This window comes from Hyunsoonleella rubra, from assembly GCF_042684665.1.
Classification (GTDB): Bacteria; Bacteroidota; Bacteroidia; order Flavobacteriales; family Flavobacteriaceae; genus Jejuia; species Jejuia rubra.
This window is the reverse complement of sequence record NZ_JBHULY010000028.1, coordinates 67047-83298: the sequence shown is the minus strand read 5'-3', so window position 1 is coordinate 83298 and position 16252 is coordinate 67047. Positions and strand designations below refer to the sequence as shown.

Annotated in this window: 11 protein-coding genes; 4 read left to right on the top strand and 7 right to left on the bottom strand. The window is 38.0% G+C overall.

The window, feature by feature from the left end; translation table 11 throughout:
• Positions 1-802: 802 nt before the first annotated feature.
• A complete protein-coding gene (locus tag ACFSR8_RS12890) occupies positions 803-2554 on the bottom strand; it encodes a hypothetical protein (protein ID WP_380292643.1) in 1752 nt (583 codons plus the stop codon).
• Positions 2555-2772: 218 nt separating this feature from the next.
• Here ACFSR8_RS12890 and ACFSR8_RS12885 point away from each other — a divergent pair, with 218 nt between their 5' ends.
• From ACFSR8_RS12885 to ACFSR8_RS12875, 3 genes are all read left to right on the top strand, one after another.
• Entirely contained in the window at positions 2773-3291 is a 519-nt protein-coding gene (locus ACFSR8_RS12885) for an RNA polymerase sigma factor (RefSeq protein ID WP_380292641.1), read from the top strand.
• A 265-nt stretch (positions 3292-3556) separates the two neighbouring features.
• Entirely contained in the window at positions 3557-4465 is a 909-nt protein-coding gene (locus ACFSR8_RS12880; protein WP_380292639.1) for a FecR family protein, read from the top strand.
• A complete protein-coding gene (locus ACFSR8_RS12875; RefSeq protein WP_380292637.1) occupies positions 4458-6812 on the top strand; it encodes a TonB-dependent receptor plug domain-containing protein in 2355 nt (784 codons plus the stop codon). Before ACFSR8_RS12880 ends, ACFSR8_RS12875 begins: the two co-directional genes overlap by 8 nt.
• A gap of 6 nt (positions 6813-6818) precedes the next feature.
• Here ACFSR8_RS12875 and argS read toward each other — a convergent pair whose 3' ends face one another.
• Positions 6819-8603, bottom strand: coding sequence for an arginine--tRNA ligase (gene argS / locus ACFSR8_RS12870; protein ID WP_380292649.1), 1785 nt, complete (start codon positions 8601-8603; stop codon positions 6819-6821).
• A 436-nt stretch (positions 8604-9039) separates the two neighbouring features.
• Here argS and ACFSR8_RS12865 point away from each other — a divergent pair, with 436 nt between their 5' ends.
• Positions 9040-11115: a tetratricopeptide repeat-containing sensor histidine kinase gene (locus ACFSR8_RS12865; RefSeq protein WP_380292635.1), complete on the top strand. Its 2076-nt coding sequence runs from the start codon at positions 9040-9042 to the stop codon at positions 11113-11115.
• Here ACFSR8_RS12865 and ctlX read toward each other — a convergent pair.
• From ctlX to ACFSR8_RS12840, 5 genes are all read right to left on the bottom strand, one after another.
• The gene (ctlX, locus tag ACFSR8_RS12860) at positions 11112-12053 is read right to left on the bottom strand and encodes a citrulline utilization hydrolase CtlX (protein WP_380292633.1); all 942 of its coding nucleotides are present in this window, start codon (positions 12051-12053) and stop codon (positions 11112-11114) included. The genes ACFSR8_RS12865 and ctlX overlap by 4 nt on opposite strands.
• A gap of 8 nt (positions 12054-12061) precedes the next feature.
• Positions 12062-12976 (bottom strand): dimethylarginine dimethylaminohydrolase family protein, encoded by a 915-nt coding sequence (locus tag ACFSR8_RS12855; RefSeq protein ID WP_380292631.1) that lies wholly within the window; start codon positions 12974-12976, stop codon positions 12062-12064.
• 147 nt (positions 12977-13123) lie between these two features.
• Positions 13124-14407: a citrate synthase gene (locus tag ACFSR8_RS12850; protein ID WP_186563036.1), complete on the bottom strand. Its 1284-nt coding sequence runs from the start codon at positions 14405-14407 to the stop codon at positions 13124-13126.
• Positions 14408-14649: 242 nt separating this feature from the next.
• Positions 14650-15162, bottom strand: a complete 513-nt coding sequence (locus ACFSR8_RS12845; RefSeq protein ID WP_380292629.1) for a DUF350 domain-containing protein — start codon at positions 15160-15162, stop codon at positions 14650-14652.
• A 3-nt stretch (positions 15163-15165) separates the two neighbouring features.
• Positions 15166-16203, bottom strand: coding sequence for a hypothetical protein (locus ACFSR8_RS12840; RefSeq protein ID WP_380292627.1), 1038 nt, complete (start codon positions 16201-16203; stop codon positions 15166-15168).
• Positions 16204-16252: the final 49 nt, after the last annotated feature.

Sequence of the window (16252 nt, the reverse complement as noted above, 5' to 3'; positions counted from 1 at the left end):
AACTTTTCTTGGTAATCTTTCTTGCCTTGCATACAGAAAGATACGAATTTTCTGTATATTTAGCGAGTGGTTGTGCAACAGGCACAACGTGTATAGCTCATTGCGGCTGAATTCCTAATCGGAATTCATTGCAATTCACTATCTTTCGGTTACGGCGGAAAATCATAGCTGATTTTCCGCAACGAGCCATACACAAACCGTTAAACGAACTTTTGACCCGTCCTGAATAAACCAAAAAGCTACGCGAAAAACTTCGCTAACAAAGCAGCCCGCGGTAGGGATTGAACACATCGACTGCGCTTAGTGCAGGCTAAATGTTTGAAATCCTTTTTTAAAGCAGTTATGGTTTAAGTCTGTGCAGAAAATAAATTTTTGAGATTGCCACAGTCGTTCCTCCTTCGCGATGACAACTTAAAAAAGATTGAGTAGTGAAAGCCTGCCGGCAGGCAGGCCCGACCCGCAGGGGAACGCCCAAAAAATCACACTAAAGATGAGATCCCGATCTTCATAGGTATTAGTTTAACCATCAAACTTGAGCGCGGTTATAAAAACTTCTCAAATTTGGGTTTCACTAAAAAAAGGCTACCAAATTTAATTTGACAGCCTCTAAAAAGGAATCTTAGTTAACCAACCTACAAACCGAATAAATAAGGGTTTCCTTTATTAACCAAAAGCAAAAATTATTTCCTTGAAATTAATTTTTTAAATTCCCGTCAGTGCGGGAATGACAACCCCGCCTGCCGGCAGGCAGGTTCAATGGAAACCTCGAGACCTACAGCCTCGAGGAATTCTTTTCAATTTTTTATTGTGTTTTTTCAAGAACTAGGATACGCTCTATCATTCCGTTGGCACCGAAATCTTTCAATTCAATTCTGTTAGGCGTGATTTCCTTAATTCTCCATCTGTGGTTCAACTCATTCATTGGTTGCTGATCTCTTCCAAAATGCAACCCTAAATGAAGGCCATCGTTTCTGTAGGCCAACCAAGATCCGAAAAAGTTTTTCCCGGCACCTTCGGCAATCACTCTACCATTTTCATTGAAACCTATCACGATGTCGTTATAGTTATCGGTTAAATCAGCATCAAGCTCCATGTACGAGGCCACTTCCCAGATTCCGTTTATCAATACACCTTCAACATAATCTAAGTCGTCATCGATATCTGGACAGTGTCTCTTCAATACCATCTGGTTGTTTACATTAGTCAACTTAATAAAATCTTTACCTAGGAAAGTAATCAACCATTGTAGTTTCAAGTCTGGTCTTCCTTCAAGATTGATTTCCAATCCGATACCTGCAGGTCTTACAATTACTTCATAAGTACCCTCAAGTAATTCACCTTGAACTCTGATATGAACTTTGTTTCCTTCGTAGAACTTTAATGGTGTACCGATATAATCTTTCTCGTTATCCGCACCGTCAACTTGTAAACGGGCTACTCTCCATAAACATTCCTGTAAGAAGTTTTTAACACGCTCTTTAGTAATATCAACAACTACGTCGCAGTTTCTTTTTAGTACGATTCGGTTACCGCCTTCTTGGTAGATTTTAATTCTTCCGTCTTCGAATTCGTAAATGAACCACTCTAAAGTAAAGTCAGCCAAAGATTCAAACTCCATCTTAATCAAAGCACCTCTATCACTTACTCTTGTGCTCCAAGAACCGGTCAATACATCACCATTTCTAGCTTTCATGGTAACTACACCTTCTTTTTTGAAATTGATAGCATAGTTTTGGTAAGCCTCAGTCAAGGTATTGCTATCTCTTTTAAATTCGAATACCACCCAAGGACATCTAATCAAATACTCATCCAGACGCTCTTTAGTGAAATCGTCGTCGTTATGGTCGTTATCATCGTCTTCATCACAAGCATCTTTAGCTTCATGGATGATAGCTCTTAATTCTTCATTATTATTAGCCTGAATCGTAGTACCATCGGCCAATACCATAGTTACTGGGAAATTTAAACTAGCAATAACCTCGCTATTTCTTACACGCTTCATAAATCTGTGTAATTGGCGGTCGTTTTCAATAGTCACCACATCAATAACATCAAAATTAGGACTATACACAGAAAAGGAAATTGGATATTGGAAATCGATACATTCTATATCGTCGTCCTCTTCATTTTCGCCTTTACATTCTTTAACAAAAGCTTCCAACTCGTCCGCATTGTTAATGACTATTTCATCATGCTCCCTGTTAATAATAGTAATGGGGAAAATGATGTCCAGACGATCGTCGTCGGTATCAAACTCATCGTAAAGTTTTTCGATTAAACGAAAATCTTCTTTGGAATCGATACGAAGTTCAATCCCTCTCACCTTAACAATAACAGGTAATTTTACGGCAATACAGCTGGCTCTGTCGATAATATTATCAGCAGATCCGTCCATGGTAGATGCGGAGCTAATCATGGCGGTAAGTGCAGAATCTGCAACAAGGGCTTCGGCCTCGGTGGGCTCAGTAATTTCTACCGTTTCCTCCTGACACGAAGAAAACAATAGAAGGGCAAAAAAAGGCAATAGCAATAGGGCTTTAAATTTAGTTTTCATGGTATATGATTTTAGGTTAAACTTCTCTATGCGTTTCAATGATAAATAGGTGTTCATGATAGTTAAAAGATTGAAACGATTCATAGCGTTTTTATTATAAAACAGGGTAACTTTAAAAATTCCTACCCTACCTCTAAAAAATTTCAAAAAAAATAAATTCCAAATTCCAAAATAAAACACCAAAACCTTTATTTTAGTGGCACCAACTACCAAGTAACATGGCCAAACAATTACATGAAAATATTTGCGAAGAGCGTTTATTTTCATCCATATTCAATAAATATTCCAAGGATTTACACGATTTTTTATACTATAAGTTTGGAGAATTGCTCAATCCGAAGGACAAAGTACAGGAGGCTTTTGTAAAACTGTGGCAAAACTGCGCTAAAGTTTCCCCGGATAAGGCCAAAAGTTTTGTATTTACCACCGCCAACAATTTAATGTTGAACGAAGTGGCCCATCAAAAAGTGGTGCTGAAACATCAGCAAACATCAAAGCCAAAGATGAGCACCAATGAAAGTCCAGAGTTTTTAATGCTGGAACAGGAATATAATGACAAACTGCAACGGGCATTGGCCAATTTAACCGAACCTCAACGGGTGGCTTTTATGATGAACCGCGTGGAAGGGAAACGCTTTAAGGAAATTGCGGAACTGTTGGATATTTCCACCAAAGCGGTGGAGAAACGGATTTATGGGGCGCTGGAAAAGTTGCGGAAGGAGATTAAGGAGCTGTGAACAGTAGGCAGTCGCAGTATTCAGTTGACAGTGCCCTCAATAAGGCGTTCACACTGAACACTGAACACTGAACACTGAACACTGAACACTGAACACTGAACACTGAACACTGAACACTGAACACTGAACACTGAACACTGAACACTGAACACTGAACACTGAACACTGAACACTGAACACTGAAATTTAAGTTTTTGAAAAAAAATTAAATGATAGGGGTAGGAAAAAATAAAACATACTTGTTATATAATTGAATAACGATACGATGAAACGAGAAACACTCATATCAAAATGGTTAAATAACGATCTAAATGATCAGGAATTCGAGGCGTTTAAAGCGCTTGAGGACTATGACGAGTTAGTAAAGTTAGATAACAGCCTGCAAGGATTTAAGGCGGATACCTACGATACTTCCAGTGAATTGGAAGGGGTATTATCCAAAATCCGTGCGGCAGAAACGCAAAAAACGGCGCCAAAACTTGGGGTGTTCAAAACGTTTTTGCGTGTGGCGGCCGTTATTGCCATTTGTTTCAGCGTGTACTATTACACCACTACCCTTGATACTACGGTGACGACGCAATTTGCGCAAAAAACCACTGTAGAATTACCAGATGCATCTACCGTTTCCCTCAACGCAAAGTCAGTTTTGGCTTATAATAAAACCCATTGGAACAAAGAACGTGATGTTGAATTGCAAGGCGAGGCCTTTTTTAAAGTGGCCAAGGGCTCTACATTCAACGTAAACACCACATCAGGAACCGTAACGGTTTATGGTACTCAATTTAATGTAAAACAACGGGACAATTATTTTGAGGTTATTTGCTACGAAGGATTGGTTGGCGTTACCTACAATGCCCAAGAAACAAAATTAAAACCTGGCGACAGTTTTTTAATTATCGATGGGAAAAAAATTACTAAAGAAAAAGATTATCGCTCATCACCTTCGTGGTTAAATAACGAAAGTGAATTTAAAAGCATTCCGTTTAAGCAGGTTGTTGCCGAATTTGAGAGACAATACGAGGTGGATATTACCTTAGTTGGTGTAGACTCCACTCAACTGTTTACGGGATCATTCACCCACGACAACCTTGATGTGGCATTAAAATCTATTGCACTACCTTTACAAGTATCGTACAGCAAAAAAGACGGTACGATAATTTTAAAGCGTGAATAACAAAGGGCTACTTATTGTTCTTGTACTCTTATTTTTTTTGAATGGTGCCATCGGTTTCTCTCAAACCAATCAAGAAACCCAACCTCTTTCGGCTATTCTCAAAATACTGTCTGAACGCTATAAAGTTAGTTTTTCTTATGTGGATGAAACGATTGCAGATATTGAAACGACACTCCCAAATGCCGATTTAGACCTTTTGGACGCACTTGTAGAAATTGAAATCAACACCGATTTGGAATTCAATGTTTTGGACACGCGCTTTATTACGATTATTAAACAAAAAGAAGAAGAAAAAACAATAGTCAGGGAAAGGCTCGAAGAAGTGGTGGTCAATAATTACTTGACCTCGGGTATCACCAAATTTAATGATGGGACCATCAATTTAAGACCGGCCAAGTTCGGTATTTTGCCTGGATTGATTGAACCCGACGTGTTGCAGACCATTCAGGCACTTCCGGGGATTTTTAGTATTGATGAATCCGTTTCAAACATCAATGTAAGAGGTGGCACGCACGACCAAAACCTCATCCTTTGGGACGGCATAAAAATGTACCAATCCGGACATTTTTTCGGGCTGATTTCGGCATTTAATCCCTACACCACTGAAAAAGTGAATGTTTCGAAAAACGGGACCCGTGCCAGATTTGGAGATGGGATTTCCAGTGTGATTGATATGCGCCTTTCAGATGATGTGGACGGGAATTTCAATGGTGGACTTGGGTTTAATTTGATTAATGCCCACGGGTATGCCAAAATCCCGATTTTCCGAAATATGGAACTGCAAATTTCAACAAGACGTTCCATTACGGATTTAATCACCACACCCACATACGACCAGTATTTTAAGCGGGTATTTCAGGATTCTGATTTATCCAACCATCAAAAAAATGACAATACCATTTCCCAAAATGAGGATTTTACGTTTTATGATGTCACTGCTAAATTACTATACGACATCACCAAAAAGGATAAAATACGTCTGCATTTTTTAAATGTGAACAACAGCTTGAAATATGAGGAACGCTCTACCATAAATGACAGAAGCGAGGCACTGAATAGTAGTTTAAGTCAACAAAATTCGGCCTACGGTTTCACCTATATTCGGGATTGGAGTTCTAAATTCTCGACTACCGCACAATTATATGTAACCAATTATGATTTGGATGGCACCAACTTCGACATCATCAATAATCAGCGACTGATTCAGGAAAACGAAGTGTTTGACGGTTCGGGTCGATTGGACATCGATTATAAAATGAACCCCAATTTTAAAGTCAATTTAGGCTATCAATTTACCGAAACGGGCATCAGCAATTTGGAAGATGTTAACAATCCTGAATTCCGGAGCTTTATCAAAGAGGTGATCAGAAGTCATTCCGGTTATGGAGAAATTGCTTTTTTATCCAATTGTGCCAAAACAAAACTGAAATTGGGTACACGGGTCAATTATTTCAACAAATTTGATGAAGTTCTTGTAGAACCACGGTTGAACTTTAGCCAGCGCTTTTTGGGAGCTTTCCGATTGGAATTATTGGGCGAATATAAAAGTCAAACCACCACCCAGATTATCGATTTACAAAATGATTTTCTAGGAATTGAAAAACGCCGATGGGTATTGGCCAACAATAAAACCGAGGTAGAGATTGAAAATGGAAAATCATTGTATCCTGTTCCTATCGTAAAAAGCAAACAGGCCTCGGCTGGTATTCATTTCAATAAAAATAAGTTTTTAATAAGTGCCGAAGCCTTCATTAAAAAAGTGGACGGCATTACAACAAGAAGTCAAGGCTTTCAAAATCAATATCAATTTCTACATGCCGTTGGCAGTTACGAAATCAAGGGTATTGACGTACTCATTAATAAACAATTTTCGGATGTAGTGAGTACGTGGCTAGGCTATTCCTACAGTGTAAACGACTATACGTTTCCTAAACTTAATAACGGACAACCCTTCCCTAACAACGCCGACATTAGGCATGCCCTGACCTTTGCTGGAACATACAACTACAAAAATTTAAAATTGGCACTAGGTTTCAATTGGCACACCGGACGACCGACGACAATGTTCCTTGAAAACGATGATCCCAATAATCAGGACACTATTCTTTATGAAAGCCCGAATGCTTCCAACCTTCAGGATTATATGCGAGCAGATTTTTCGGCCACGTATTCATTCAACCTCTTTGGGAAATCAAAGGGGGTGATGGGCGCCTCACTTTGGAATCTTTTCAACAAAAAAAACATCTTGAACACTTACTATACTTTGGATGATGAAAACAATATTACCACAATTGAAAACCAATCCTTGGGTATTACCCCCAATGTAAGTTTTAGAATGGTGTTTTAGAAATATCTACATCCGCTCAGGCACATCAATACCCAAAACGCTGAAGGCATTTTTAATGGTCTGACCAACCGCATTTGAAAGTTGTACCCTAAATACTTTTTCATCGTCATTATCGGCGCCCAAAATGGAAACGTTTTGGTAAAAGGAGTTAAATTCCTTGACTAAATCGTATGTGTAGTTTGCGATTAAAGCCGGGCTATGTTGTTCCGCCCCAAACTGTATGATTTCTGGGAAGGACTGCAATTGTTTGATGAGTTCGCGCTCTTTTTCGTGAAGTGATACTTCAGTGGAATTCAGAGCTATATTTGGACTTAAATCGGCCTTTCTTAAAATCGATTGAATCCTAGCATAGGTATATTGGATAAAAGGCCCTGTATTCCCTTGAAAATCAATAGATTCTTTTGGATCAAATAAAATCCGTTTCTTGGGGTCAACCTTCAGAATAAAATACTTTAACGCTCCCAAACCAATGGTTTTATAAAGGGCTTTCTTTTCTGCTTCGGAATAACCGTCCAGTTTTCCCAATTCTTCCGAAATCTCTTCAGCCGTGGTTGCCATTTCAACAATTAAATCATCTGCATCCACCACAGTACCTTCCCTACTCTTCATTTTGCCACTTGGCAAATCTACCATGCCGTAGCTTAAATGGTATAGGTTTTTGGCCCAATCGAAGCCCAGTTTTTTCAGAATTAAAAACAATACCTTAAAATGATAATCCTGCTCGTTTCCAACGGTATATACCATGCCGCCAATATCAGGGTTATCCTTGATACGCTGTATGGCAGTACCAATATCTTGCGTCATATACACGGCAGTTCCATCTGCTCGCAATACGATTTTTTTATCCAATCCTTCGTCGGTCAAATCACACCAAACGGACCCGTCGTCCTCTTTAAAAAACACCCCGGATTTAAGGCCTTCGCCCACAAATTCCTTTCCCAGCAAATAGGTATCGCTTTCATAATACAAGGTATCGAAATCTACTCCTAAGTTTTTATAAGTTTCGTCGAAACCATCGTAAACCCATCCGTTCATGGTTTTCCATAGAGCAACTACTTCTTTATCACCTGCTTCCCATTGGCGAAGCATATCTTGTGCTTCCAATAGAATGGGTGCGTTCTTTTTAGCATCATCTTCGGATTGTCCGTCGGAGACCAATGCCTCTATTTCCTTTTTATATTCTTGGTCAAATTTTACATAATAATTTCCGACCAACTTATCCCCCTTAAGGCCAGTATTTTCGGGTGTTTCGCCATTCCCAAATCGTTGCCAGGCCAACATGCTTTTGCAAATATGGATCCCCCTATCATTGATAATCTGAGTTTTGTAGACCTTTTTGCCAGATGCTTTCAGGATTTCAGCCACACTGTAACCCAAAAGGTTATTGCGAATATGCCCTAAATGTAGTGGTTTGTTGGTGTTTGGCGAGGAATATTCCACCATTACGGCCTTCTCATCTTTATAAGGCGATACAAATCCATAATTTTCATCATTCTTGATACTGTCAAAGAAGTTCAAATAGTAAACATCACTGATCTCAATGTTTAAAAAGCCCTTTACAACGTTAAAGCCTTTGACCTCATCCACATGATTCACTAGGTAATAACCTATAGTTTCGCCGATAACTAAGGGATTTCCTTTTACAAAACGCAACATTGGAAAAATAACCAAGGTAATATCGCCTGCAAATTCCTTTCGGGTAGCTTGAAATTCAAAAGACTCTAAATCTACTTGATACTCGGTCGAAACAGCTTGCTTTACATGTGCAGAAAGGGTGTCTTGAAGGCTCATCATCTTGTGGTTATAGGCTGGCAAAGATAACAAGTTTTTCATGTTATTTCTAACAATAATTCCAAGCCTAAATTGGCGCTATAGCTTAAAAATGTCAAACTTGTAGAATATTGAATGTTAGATATTTATTCCATATAAAATCTGATGATTTTTTGTTGTGCGCATTTCGTCGATAAAAGTGCCGTTTTTCTATGATTTTTGCCGTTAATCTATTCGTCGATTTTTTAAAAAAAACTGAGGTTCCCTTCATCTAATTTTTTGGTAGAAAAACCCATAAATTAGAATATCAAGGGTCTTTTTGCAACTTTTGCTATGCGAAGCTATTATTGAACAAAAAATTGGATCAATCAACCGACCCCAATAAAGACTACTTGATCTCCCTCAACCAAGCATCTTTAAATAGTGGCTTTGTGAAAAGCTATAATTTAAAAGCTATATGAGGAGGATTTTTACCCTAATTATTTTCTTATCCGTATTCCTAGGTTTTACACAAACCAAGGAAATAGATAGCCTATCTATAGCTTTGGCATTTCAGACTTCTGACTCCCTTAAAGTTGACACTTCCCTCAAACTGATTGAATACCTTTTCGAGAACAAAGACTACGATCGTGCCATTAAATATATAATCGAAAGTGATAAGCTTTCCTCCAAAATTGGTTACGGAGATGGTATAGCTAAGACCACATATTATAAAGCTTTGATTTATGCCCGAAAGAGCGATTACATTAATGCCATAGATGGTTATACCAAGGCAAAGGCACTTTTTAATCAGCTAAAGGATACGCTTAACGTGGCCAAAGTAAACAATAGCATAGGCCTAATTGAGATTGAACGTGGCAATTATGCTAAGGGGCTACAATATTCACTTTCTGCTATAAAGGAGTTAGAGAACCGTAATTTGTACGAGGAATTAAGGACTGCCTATGCCAGTTTGGGCAAAGCTTATGGTGAAATTAATGATATGAATAAGGCCATCGAATTCAACACCAAAGCCTTAGAAATTCAAGAACAACTTAACGATAGTGAAGGCATAAGTAGCTCTAGTCTTAAATTGGCCGAACTCTATTCCAAAATAAAAGAGCACCGTAGGTCTATTGATTTTTACGAAAGGGTATTGGCAGGAAAAAATGGCAAAAACGATTCATTAAGAAGCGAAATACTTCCTAAATTAGGTGGAGAGTACCTTAGCTTTAATGATTATGATACTGCGACCAAATATTTAATTCAAGGCCTAAATCTTAACAGGAAAAATCGAAACCAGCAAAATTTGATGGTTACTTTGCATAATTTGGGCAGTTTAAATTTAAGCCAAAACAGATTAATTATTGCGGAGCAACAACTGCTAGAAGCCGGAGCCATTGCCAGAAGGCTTAATGACAAAGAGGAACTTTTAAAGCATTATAAACTAATGAAGGCTTTGGATTCCACCAAACGGAAATTTGACGGAGCTTTTGTTTGGCAACGCAATTATTACAACCTAAAAGACAGTTTGGAAAAGGCTAAAACCAAACCCATAGCCGAAACGGTTAAGATTCCTGAAGAGGACCTCAACTTAAATTTTGACCAGGAAGAAGACAAAAAAGAAGCCGCTCTTGAAAATAAAGAACAGATTATTACCGAAAACCAGGACAAGTTAAATCAATTTAAGTTGTTCTTTTATATTTTGTTGGGCGTACTTGCGCTGGTTTGTATATTCTTGGTCTGGGTTTATATGAAACGTAATAATAGCCTGAAATACGCTCAAGAACTAGAAGAAAAGAACCTAAAAATACAATTGCAAAATGAAGCTTTTGTGGAGCAGACCAAGCACCTGGAAAATATAAATAACGTTAAGGACAAGTTGTTCTCGATAGTTTCGCACGATTTGAAAGACTCTTTATCGTCCATTAACGGATTTATAGATTTGCTCAGGGACGGTTCTCTGTCCCGGGAAGAGTTTGATAACTTGATTCCCGAATTGAGCGAAAATGCTAATAATGCTTCGCTTTTATTGTTCAATTTATTGAATTGGTCCAAATCCCAAATGCAGTCGCTTAAGCCAAGTCCGAGCTTATTCGATATTCAAGAGGTATTTGAGGAAAAAGTGAAGCTAGTTGAGCAACGCTTGGAGAGTAAGGGCATTGAGCTGGTAGACCATTCGCTTCGTGATTTCGCTTATGCTGATAGAAGCATGATTGAAATCGTTATCCAAAATCTATTGGCCAATGCCTTAAAATTCTCAAGAAAAGGTGATACGATTACCATTTCAAACCACATCAGCAATGGCACATGCATTCTCAGCATTGCAGACACCGGCATAGGTATTTCTCAGCACAATATCGAAAAACTCTTTAAAAGTAGTAGTTTCACTACTATGGGCACCAATAATGAGAAAGGTACTGGTTTAGGGCTTTCAATTTGCAGAGAGTTGGTAGAACTTAACGGCGGTAAAATTTGGGTGGAAAGCACCGTTAATGTTGGAAGTACATTCTACGTTCAATTGCCGAAATCCAAACCCAACGGCGATCACTAATTTACTTTAGGCAAAAACACCTCTGCCATCATACACCGCGCGCTTCCTCCTCCGCAGGTTTCAATGGTATTCAGATCACTTGAAAGGATTTCGCAATGCTTCGCAATAGCATTGATTTGCTGTTTCGAAAGGCTGTCATATGCCGATTGGCTCATAATCAAATAGCGCTCATCATTTTGTGCCCTTACCTGCAACATATTGCCCGCAAATTGGGCTACTTGTTTTTCTGTAATATCAATAATTTCTTTACCATCATCTTTTAAGTGTTTGATAACATTTTTTCGTTCCTTTTTGTCGTCAATACTACTTAGACAAATTACAGCAAACGTTTCTGCCACGCACATCATTACATTGGTATGGTAAATCGGTTTCCTGTGCCCATCGACTGTTTGGTTGGCCGTAAACACAATAGGAAAATATTCAAAATCCTCACAAAACTCAATAAACAAATCCTCATTGGCCCTAGGCGATAATGCACAATATGCTTTTTGGTTGGCGCGATCTAAAATCACGCTTCCAGTACCTTCCAAAAACACTCCCTCTTCTTCGGCACTGGTATAATCAATTATATTATTGATAATGAACCCCTCGGATTCCAAGGTTTCCAAAATATCTTCTCTACGCTCCAATCTCCTGTTTTCAGCAAACATTGGATACAAGCCTACATCCCCATTTTCGTGAAAGGACACCCAGTTATTGGGGAAGATAGAATCGGGGGTATCCGTTTCTATTCTGTCATTTGCCACAACAACGTTTACACCTATACCACGTAACTTTTCAACATAGCTATCAAACTCGTTTTGCGCTTTTACCTTAATGGTTTCAGGCAAAACACCGTCAATGGATTCTTGATAATAGTTGTTAACAGCTGTCTGCTCGTTCATTCTAAAATTTACGGGACGCACCATTAATATGGTATTTGTGGTTTGTTGCTTCATATTTAAGTTTAATCTCTAAACAGTGACAAAGTGGTGCAACGCAACAATCCCTCCTGCTTTCCAATTTCAGCATAGGGCACTTCCTCAACAGTGAAACCTTGGGCTCTAAGCCAATTATTCAATCGGGTAAAATTGCATTCTGAAATTATCACATCTTCTGAAATTGAAAACACATTACTGTACATATCGTACATTTCATCCTTTGTAATCTCAAATAGGTTTTCCTTTCCAAAGAAGTTAACTAACCAATTATATTCTTCCTCTACTAAAAACCCGTTTTTATGGATAATGGCTTTTCCCTTTCCTAAAGGATTGAAGCAACAATCCAAATGCAGTGCATTCTCACGGGGGTTAGTATTGGATTTTCTCAATTCGAAAGATTTTACTTTTCTGTTAGGAAATAAATCCTGAATGGCGCCAACGGCCTGAGTATTTGTTCGTGCTGTAATCAAATCCGAATAATCCTTACCAGAATAGGTACCCATAAAAATATAGTCGTTCCATGGCATAACATCTCCACCTTCAACATGGCAATCCTCCGGTAAAATAATACGTTTGTCTTCGGACACCCGATTCCAGATATAATCAATGGCATGTACTTCTTCCTCGCGATGGGGCAAAATATTGGCTTCAATCATGATATCGTCAATCACAAAGGCAATATCCCTTGAAAAAATTTGATTACAATTTTCGATAACCTCGGGACGATACACTTTTACATCGTACTTTTCAAACACATTCAAAACGGTATTCATCTCTTTTATCATATCGGCTTCTGTTGGATACGTGCCCGCCAAAATATGCTCGATACTTTTTGGGTCGTAACAATCCTCAATGTTAGGAATGGGGCCAATGCTTTCAGCTGTGCCTAAAACGACTGAGCGCAATCTTGAAGTCTCATTTTGAACATTTAGTTGTATCATTTTTTCGACTAATGTTTTCGAATTTTTTAAAGTGCTAAACTACGGATTAAAAAGCAAATTTTGAATTATTCTCAGAAATAACAGAAATAACAAAAAAAGCTTCATGAAAACATCATGAAGCTTAACAATATCATAATCCCTAGGGCTTTATCTTTGATCAATCGGCTTAAACGACCTTTCTGTTGCACCAACATACAATTGTCTTGGGCGACCGATTGGCTCCTTGTTCAATCGCATTTCACGCCATTGGGCAATCCACCCTGGTAAACGTCCCATTGCAAACATTACGGTAAACATTTCCACCGGAATACCCATAGCCCTGTAAATGATACCTGAATAGAAATCTACATTAGGGTACAATTTTCTATCTACAAAATATTGATCTTCCAAAGCTTCTTTTTCCAAGCCTTTAGCAATGTCCAAAATAGGATCTTCAACACCTAAATCGGCTAGAACCTCATCAGCAGCCTTTTTGATAATTCGTGCCCTTGGATCAAAATTCTTATAAACTCTATGTCCAAATCCCATCAAGCGGAAAGGATCGCTTTTATCCTTGGCCTTCGCCATATACTTTTTAGTATCTCCCCCATCTTCCTTAATGGCCTCAAGCATTTCCAAAACAGCTTGGTTAGCGCCTCCATGCAGAGGTCCCCAAAGTGCAGAAATTCCGGCTGCTATAGAAACAAATAACCCTGCATGGGATGAACCTGTGATCCTCACCGTCGAAGTAGAACAATTTTGCTCATGATCCGCATGCAAAATCAATAATTTATCCAATGCATCCCTAACGATCTCATTCAGTTCAAAATCCTCATTGGGCTGTTGGAACATCATTTGCATTAAATTATCAACGTAGCTCAATTTTTTAGAGCCATAATTTAAAGGCAAGCCTTTCTTTTTCCGCATCACCCAAGCCACCAATACAGGGAACTGCCCCAATATTTTAACAATGGCTCGATACATCTCTTCCTCAGAGTCCACATTTACCGAAGATGGATTAAATGCAATTAATCCACTCGTTAAAGAAGAAAGCACACCCATAGGATGGGCATTCTTCGGAAATGCATCAAGAATCTTGTGTACGTCCTCATCCACCATTGAGTTTTCCATGATATCATGATGGAACTTCGCCAATTGCTCTGAAGTAGGCAACTCACCAAAAATTAATAAATAAGCTACTTCCAAAAAGTCTGCTTTTTCTGCTAGCTCTTCAATTGAATACCCTCTGTATCTTAATATACCTTTTTCTCCATCTAAAAACGTAATGGCACTTTCACATGACCCGGTATTTTTATATCCGGAATCCAAAGTAATGACCTTACTCACACCTCTAAGTGTTCTAATGTCTATTGCAACTTCATTTTCTGTTCCTTTTACAAGAGGAAACTCATATTTTTCTCCATTAATTTCAAGCGTAGCGGTATCTGACATGTATATATTGTATTTAATTTTTTTGGAAGTGCTAAATTACGAAATATCTGCTGATTTCTGAAGTTGATTTTTAAAGGTTTTATTAATTGAGATATTGTTAAAATTAATACCCATAAAAAGTGGTCATTTCAAGAAAACACCTACTTTGATAATTTAATTTCAATCGGGATTTGTTCTTTCCCTTTTACCACTTTTCATACTGAAAACAATCTCTCAAAGCCAATCGCCATTGGTTCTGTTGACTAATTAAACTGGACAAACTCGGGGTGAGGCAAAAACGTTTCCAAAAGAAAAATAAGACCTTCCTTTGAAATTAATGTTATTGAAATCAAGATACTTATTAGAAGTAGCGCCACGGAAAGATTATTTTGTTTTAAGGCTTCTACCTCCTTGATGTGTTTCGTCATCACTTTTACCAAGAAAAACGCGCCCATTTGTATTAAGGAAATCGTTAGAAACCCAATCAACAAACTAATAGTCGAATATTTGAAAACTTCTAAATACAGGTTGCCGTCGGCATTCGTTTTTATGAGCTGAACTGCATTGATAATAGAAGGAATTATAGCACTAAGTAAATATCCTATACTGAAAATTATTCCCGAAAAAAATATGCTCAAGGCCAGATTATCGTTCTCAAACTTGCTTTCATTCAATTTAAATGCCTTAATCAGAATTTTGTATGAAATGAAAAATATCACAATTGACAAGAAAATTGAAATTATCACTTGGCTTAAGGCGAGATAAAATAAGTCCATTTTTTAAGATTTAGCGTTAAATAAAAGTTCGAAATCCCATTTTTTGATATCTGACCATTCGGGATGCAAATAGCCAATAGGGCAACCACGAGTGGTTGTTTCTACAAAATAATATCTTTTATTGTTAATCGATTTAAACTTTCCGGTAGCAGGAATGTGAATCCCTAAAATTGAATGCTTATAAGCCTGGCTATTCAGGATAGCAATATCGTAATTAAAGCGGGAAAGCAATGTAAAGAGCAAAACGGTACGTGTATCGCAATCGCCTCTCAAATGGGAGATAAACTCTGCAGGTGCATAAAGTCCAAGTTTTATATTTCCATAGCAAGGTTTGATGTCCAAACTATCGCATGCTCTGCTCAAAATCAGGTTATACGGAATATCCTGAATGGCAGATATCATTAATTCGGCGAAATCCCTTCTACTTAATTTTTCTTGTTGCTGATAGGCATAAAAGGTCTCGGCCAGCTCATTAATTAATACTTGGTCGTTACCACAAAGTTGCTGGTAAAAGTCTCCCCATTTAAATCCAAAGGACACTTTATAATTTTTCCTATTTCGAGTAGATAGTTCCACATTATCAAAATTTATTTTGAAAGGCAGGGAATGTGGTTTTCTGCTGAAATCCCTCCAATTTTGAGTACTTAAATAGTATTTTTCTACCTCTCCATCGATACTGTCGGTATACAAGACAACCGATTCATCCACAATTCTTGGTTTTGAAGGTTTAGGAGCCTTTTTTACGCTAAGGGCGATCGCACAAAAAAATAGGATGGCAAATCCTAATTTAAAAATCTCAAACAAAAGAAACCTAAACGAATTTTTATGACCATAAATCTTTTCCCTATTTGACCAAACATATACGAATATGGCAGCTGCCAATCCAATCATCAAGACTAATATAGGCCTGTTAGTTATTGAATCAAAAGCTACACTTAAGATGATGACCAACGTTAACAGTACTGCAATAATTAGTATAGCACCTACCAGCAGATGATACAATAATTGAAGATAGTTTCTAATAATTTCTTTAAACTTCAATACTGGAGAATGGGTTAAAAACAAAAAATCCTGTTATCGATGATAACAG

What these genes read in the sequence shown, in the direction of transcription:
- ACFSR8_RS12890 (WP_380292643.1), bottom strand. Translation starts at nt 2,554, where the DNA reads ATGAAAACTAAATTTAAAGCCCTATTGCTATTGCCTTTTTTTGCCCTT.
- ACFSR8_RS12885 (WP_380292641.1), top strand. Translation starts at nt 2,773, where the DNA reads ATGGCCAAACAATTACATGAAAATATTTGCGAAGAGCGTTTATTTTCA.
- ACFSR8_RS12880 (WP_380292639.1), top strand. Translation starts at nt 3,557, where the DNA reads ATGAAACGAGAAACACTCATATCAAAATGGTTAAATAACGATCTAAAT.
- argS (WP_380292649.1), bottom strand. Translation starts at nt 8,603, where the DNA reads ATGAGCCTTCAAGACACCCTTTCTGCACATGTAAAGCAAGCTGTTTCG.
- ACFSR8_RS12865 (WP_380292635.1), top strand. Translation starts at nt 9,040, where the DNA reads ATGAGGAGGATTTTTACCCTAATTATTTTCTTATCCGTATTCCTAGGT.
- ctlX (WP_380292633.1), bottom strand. Translation starts at nt 12,053, where the DNA reads ATGAAGCAACAAACCACAAATACCATATTAATGGTGCGTCCCGTAAAT.
- ACFSR8_RS12855 (WP_380292631.1), bottom strand. Translation starts at nt 12,976, where the DNA reads ATGATACAACTAAATGTTCAAAATGAGACTTCAAGATTGCGCTCAGTC.
- ACFSR8_RS12850 (WP_186563036.1), bottom strand. Translation starts at nt 14,407, where the DNA reads ATGTCAGATACCGCTACGCTTGAAATTAATGGAGAAAAATATGAGTTT.
- ACFSR8_RS12845 (WP_380292629.1), bottom strand. Translation starts at nt 15,162, where the DNA reads ATGGACTTATTTTATCTCGCCTTAAGCCAAGTGATAATTTCAATTTTC.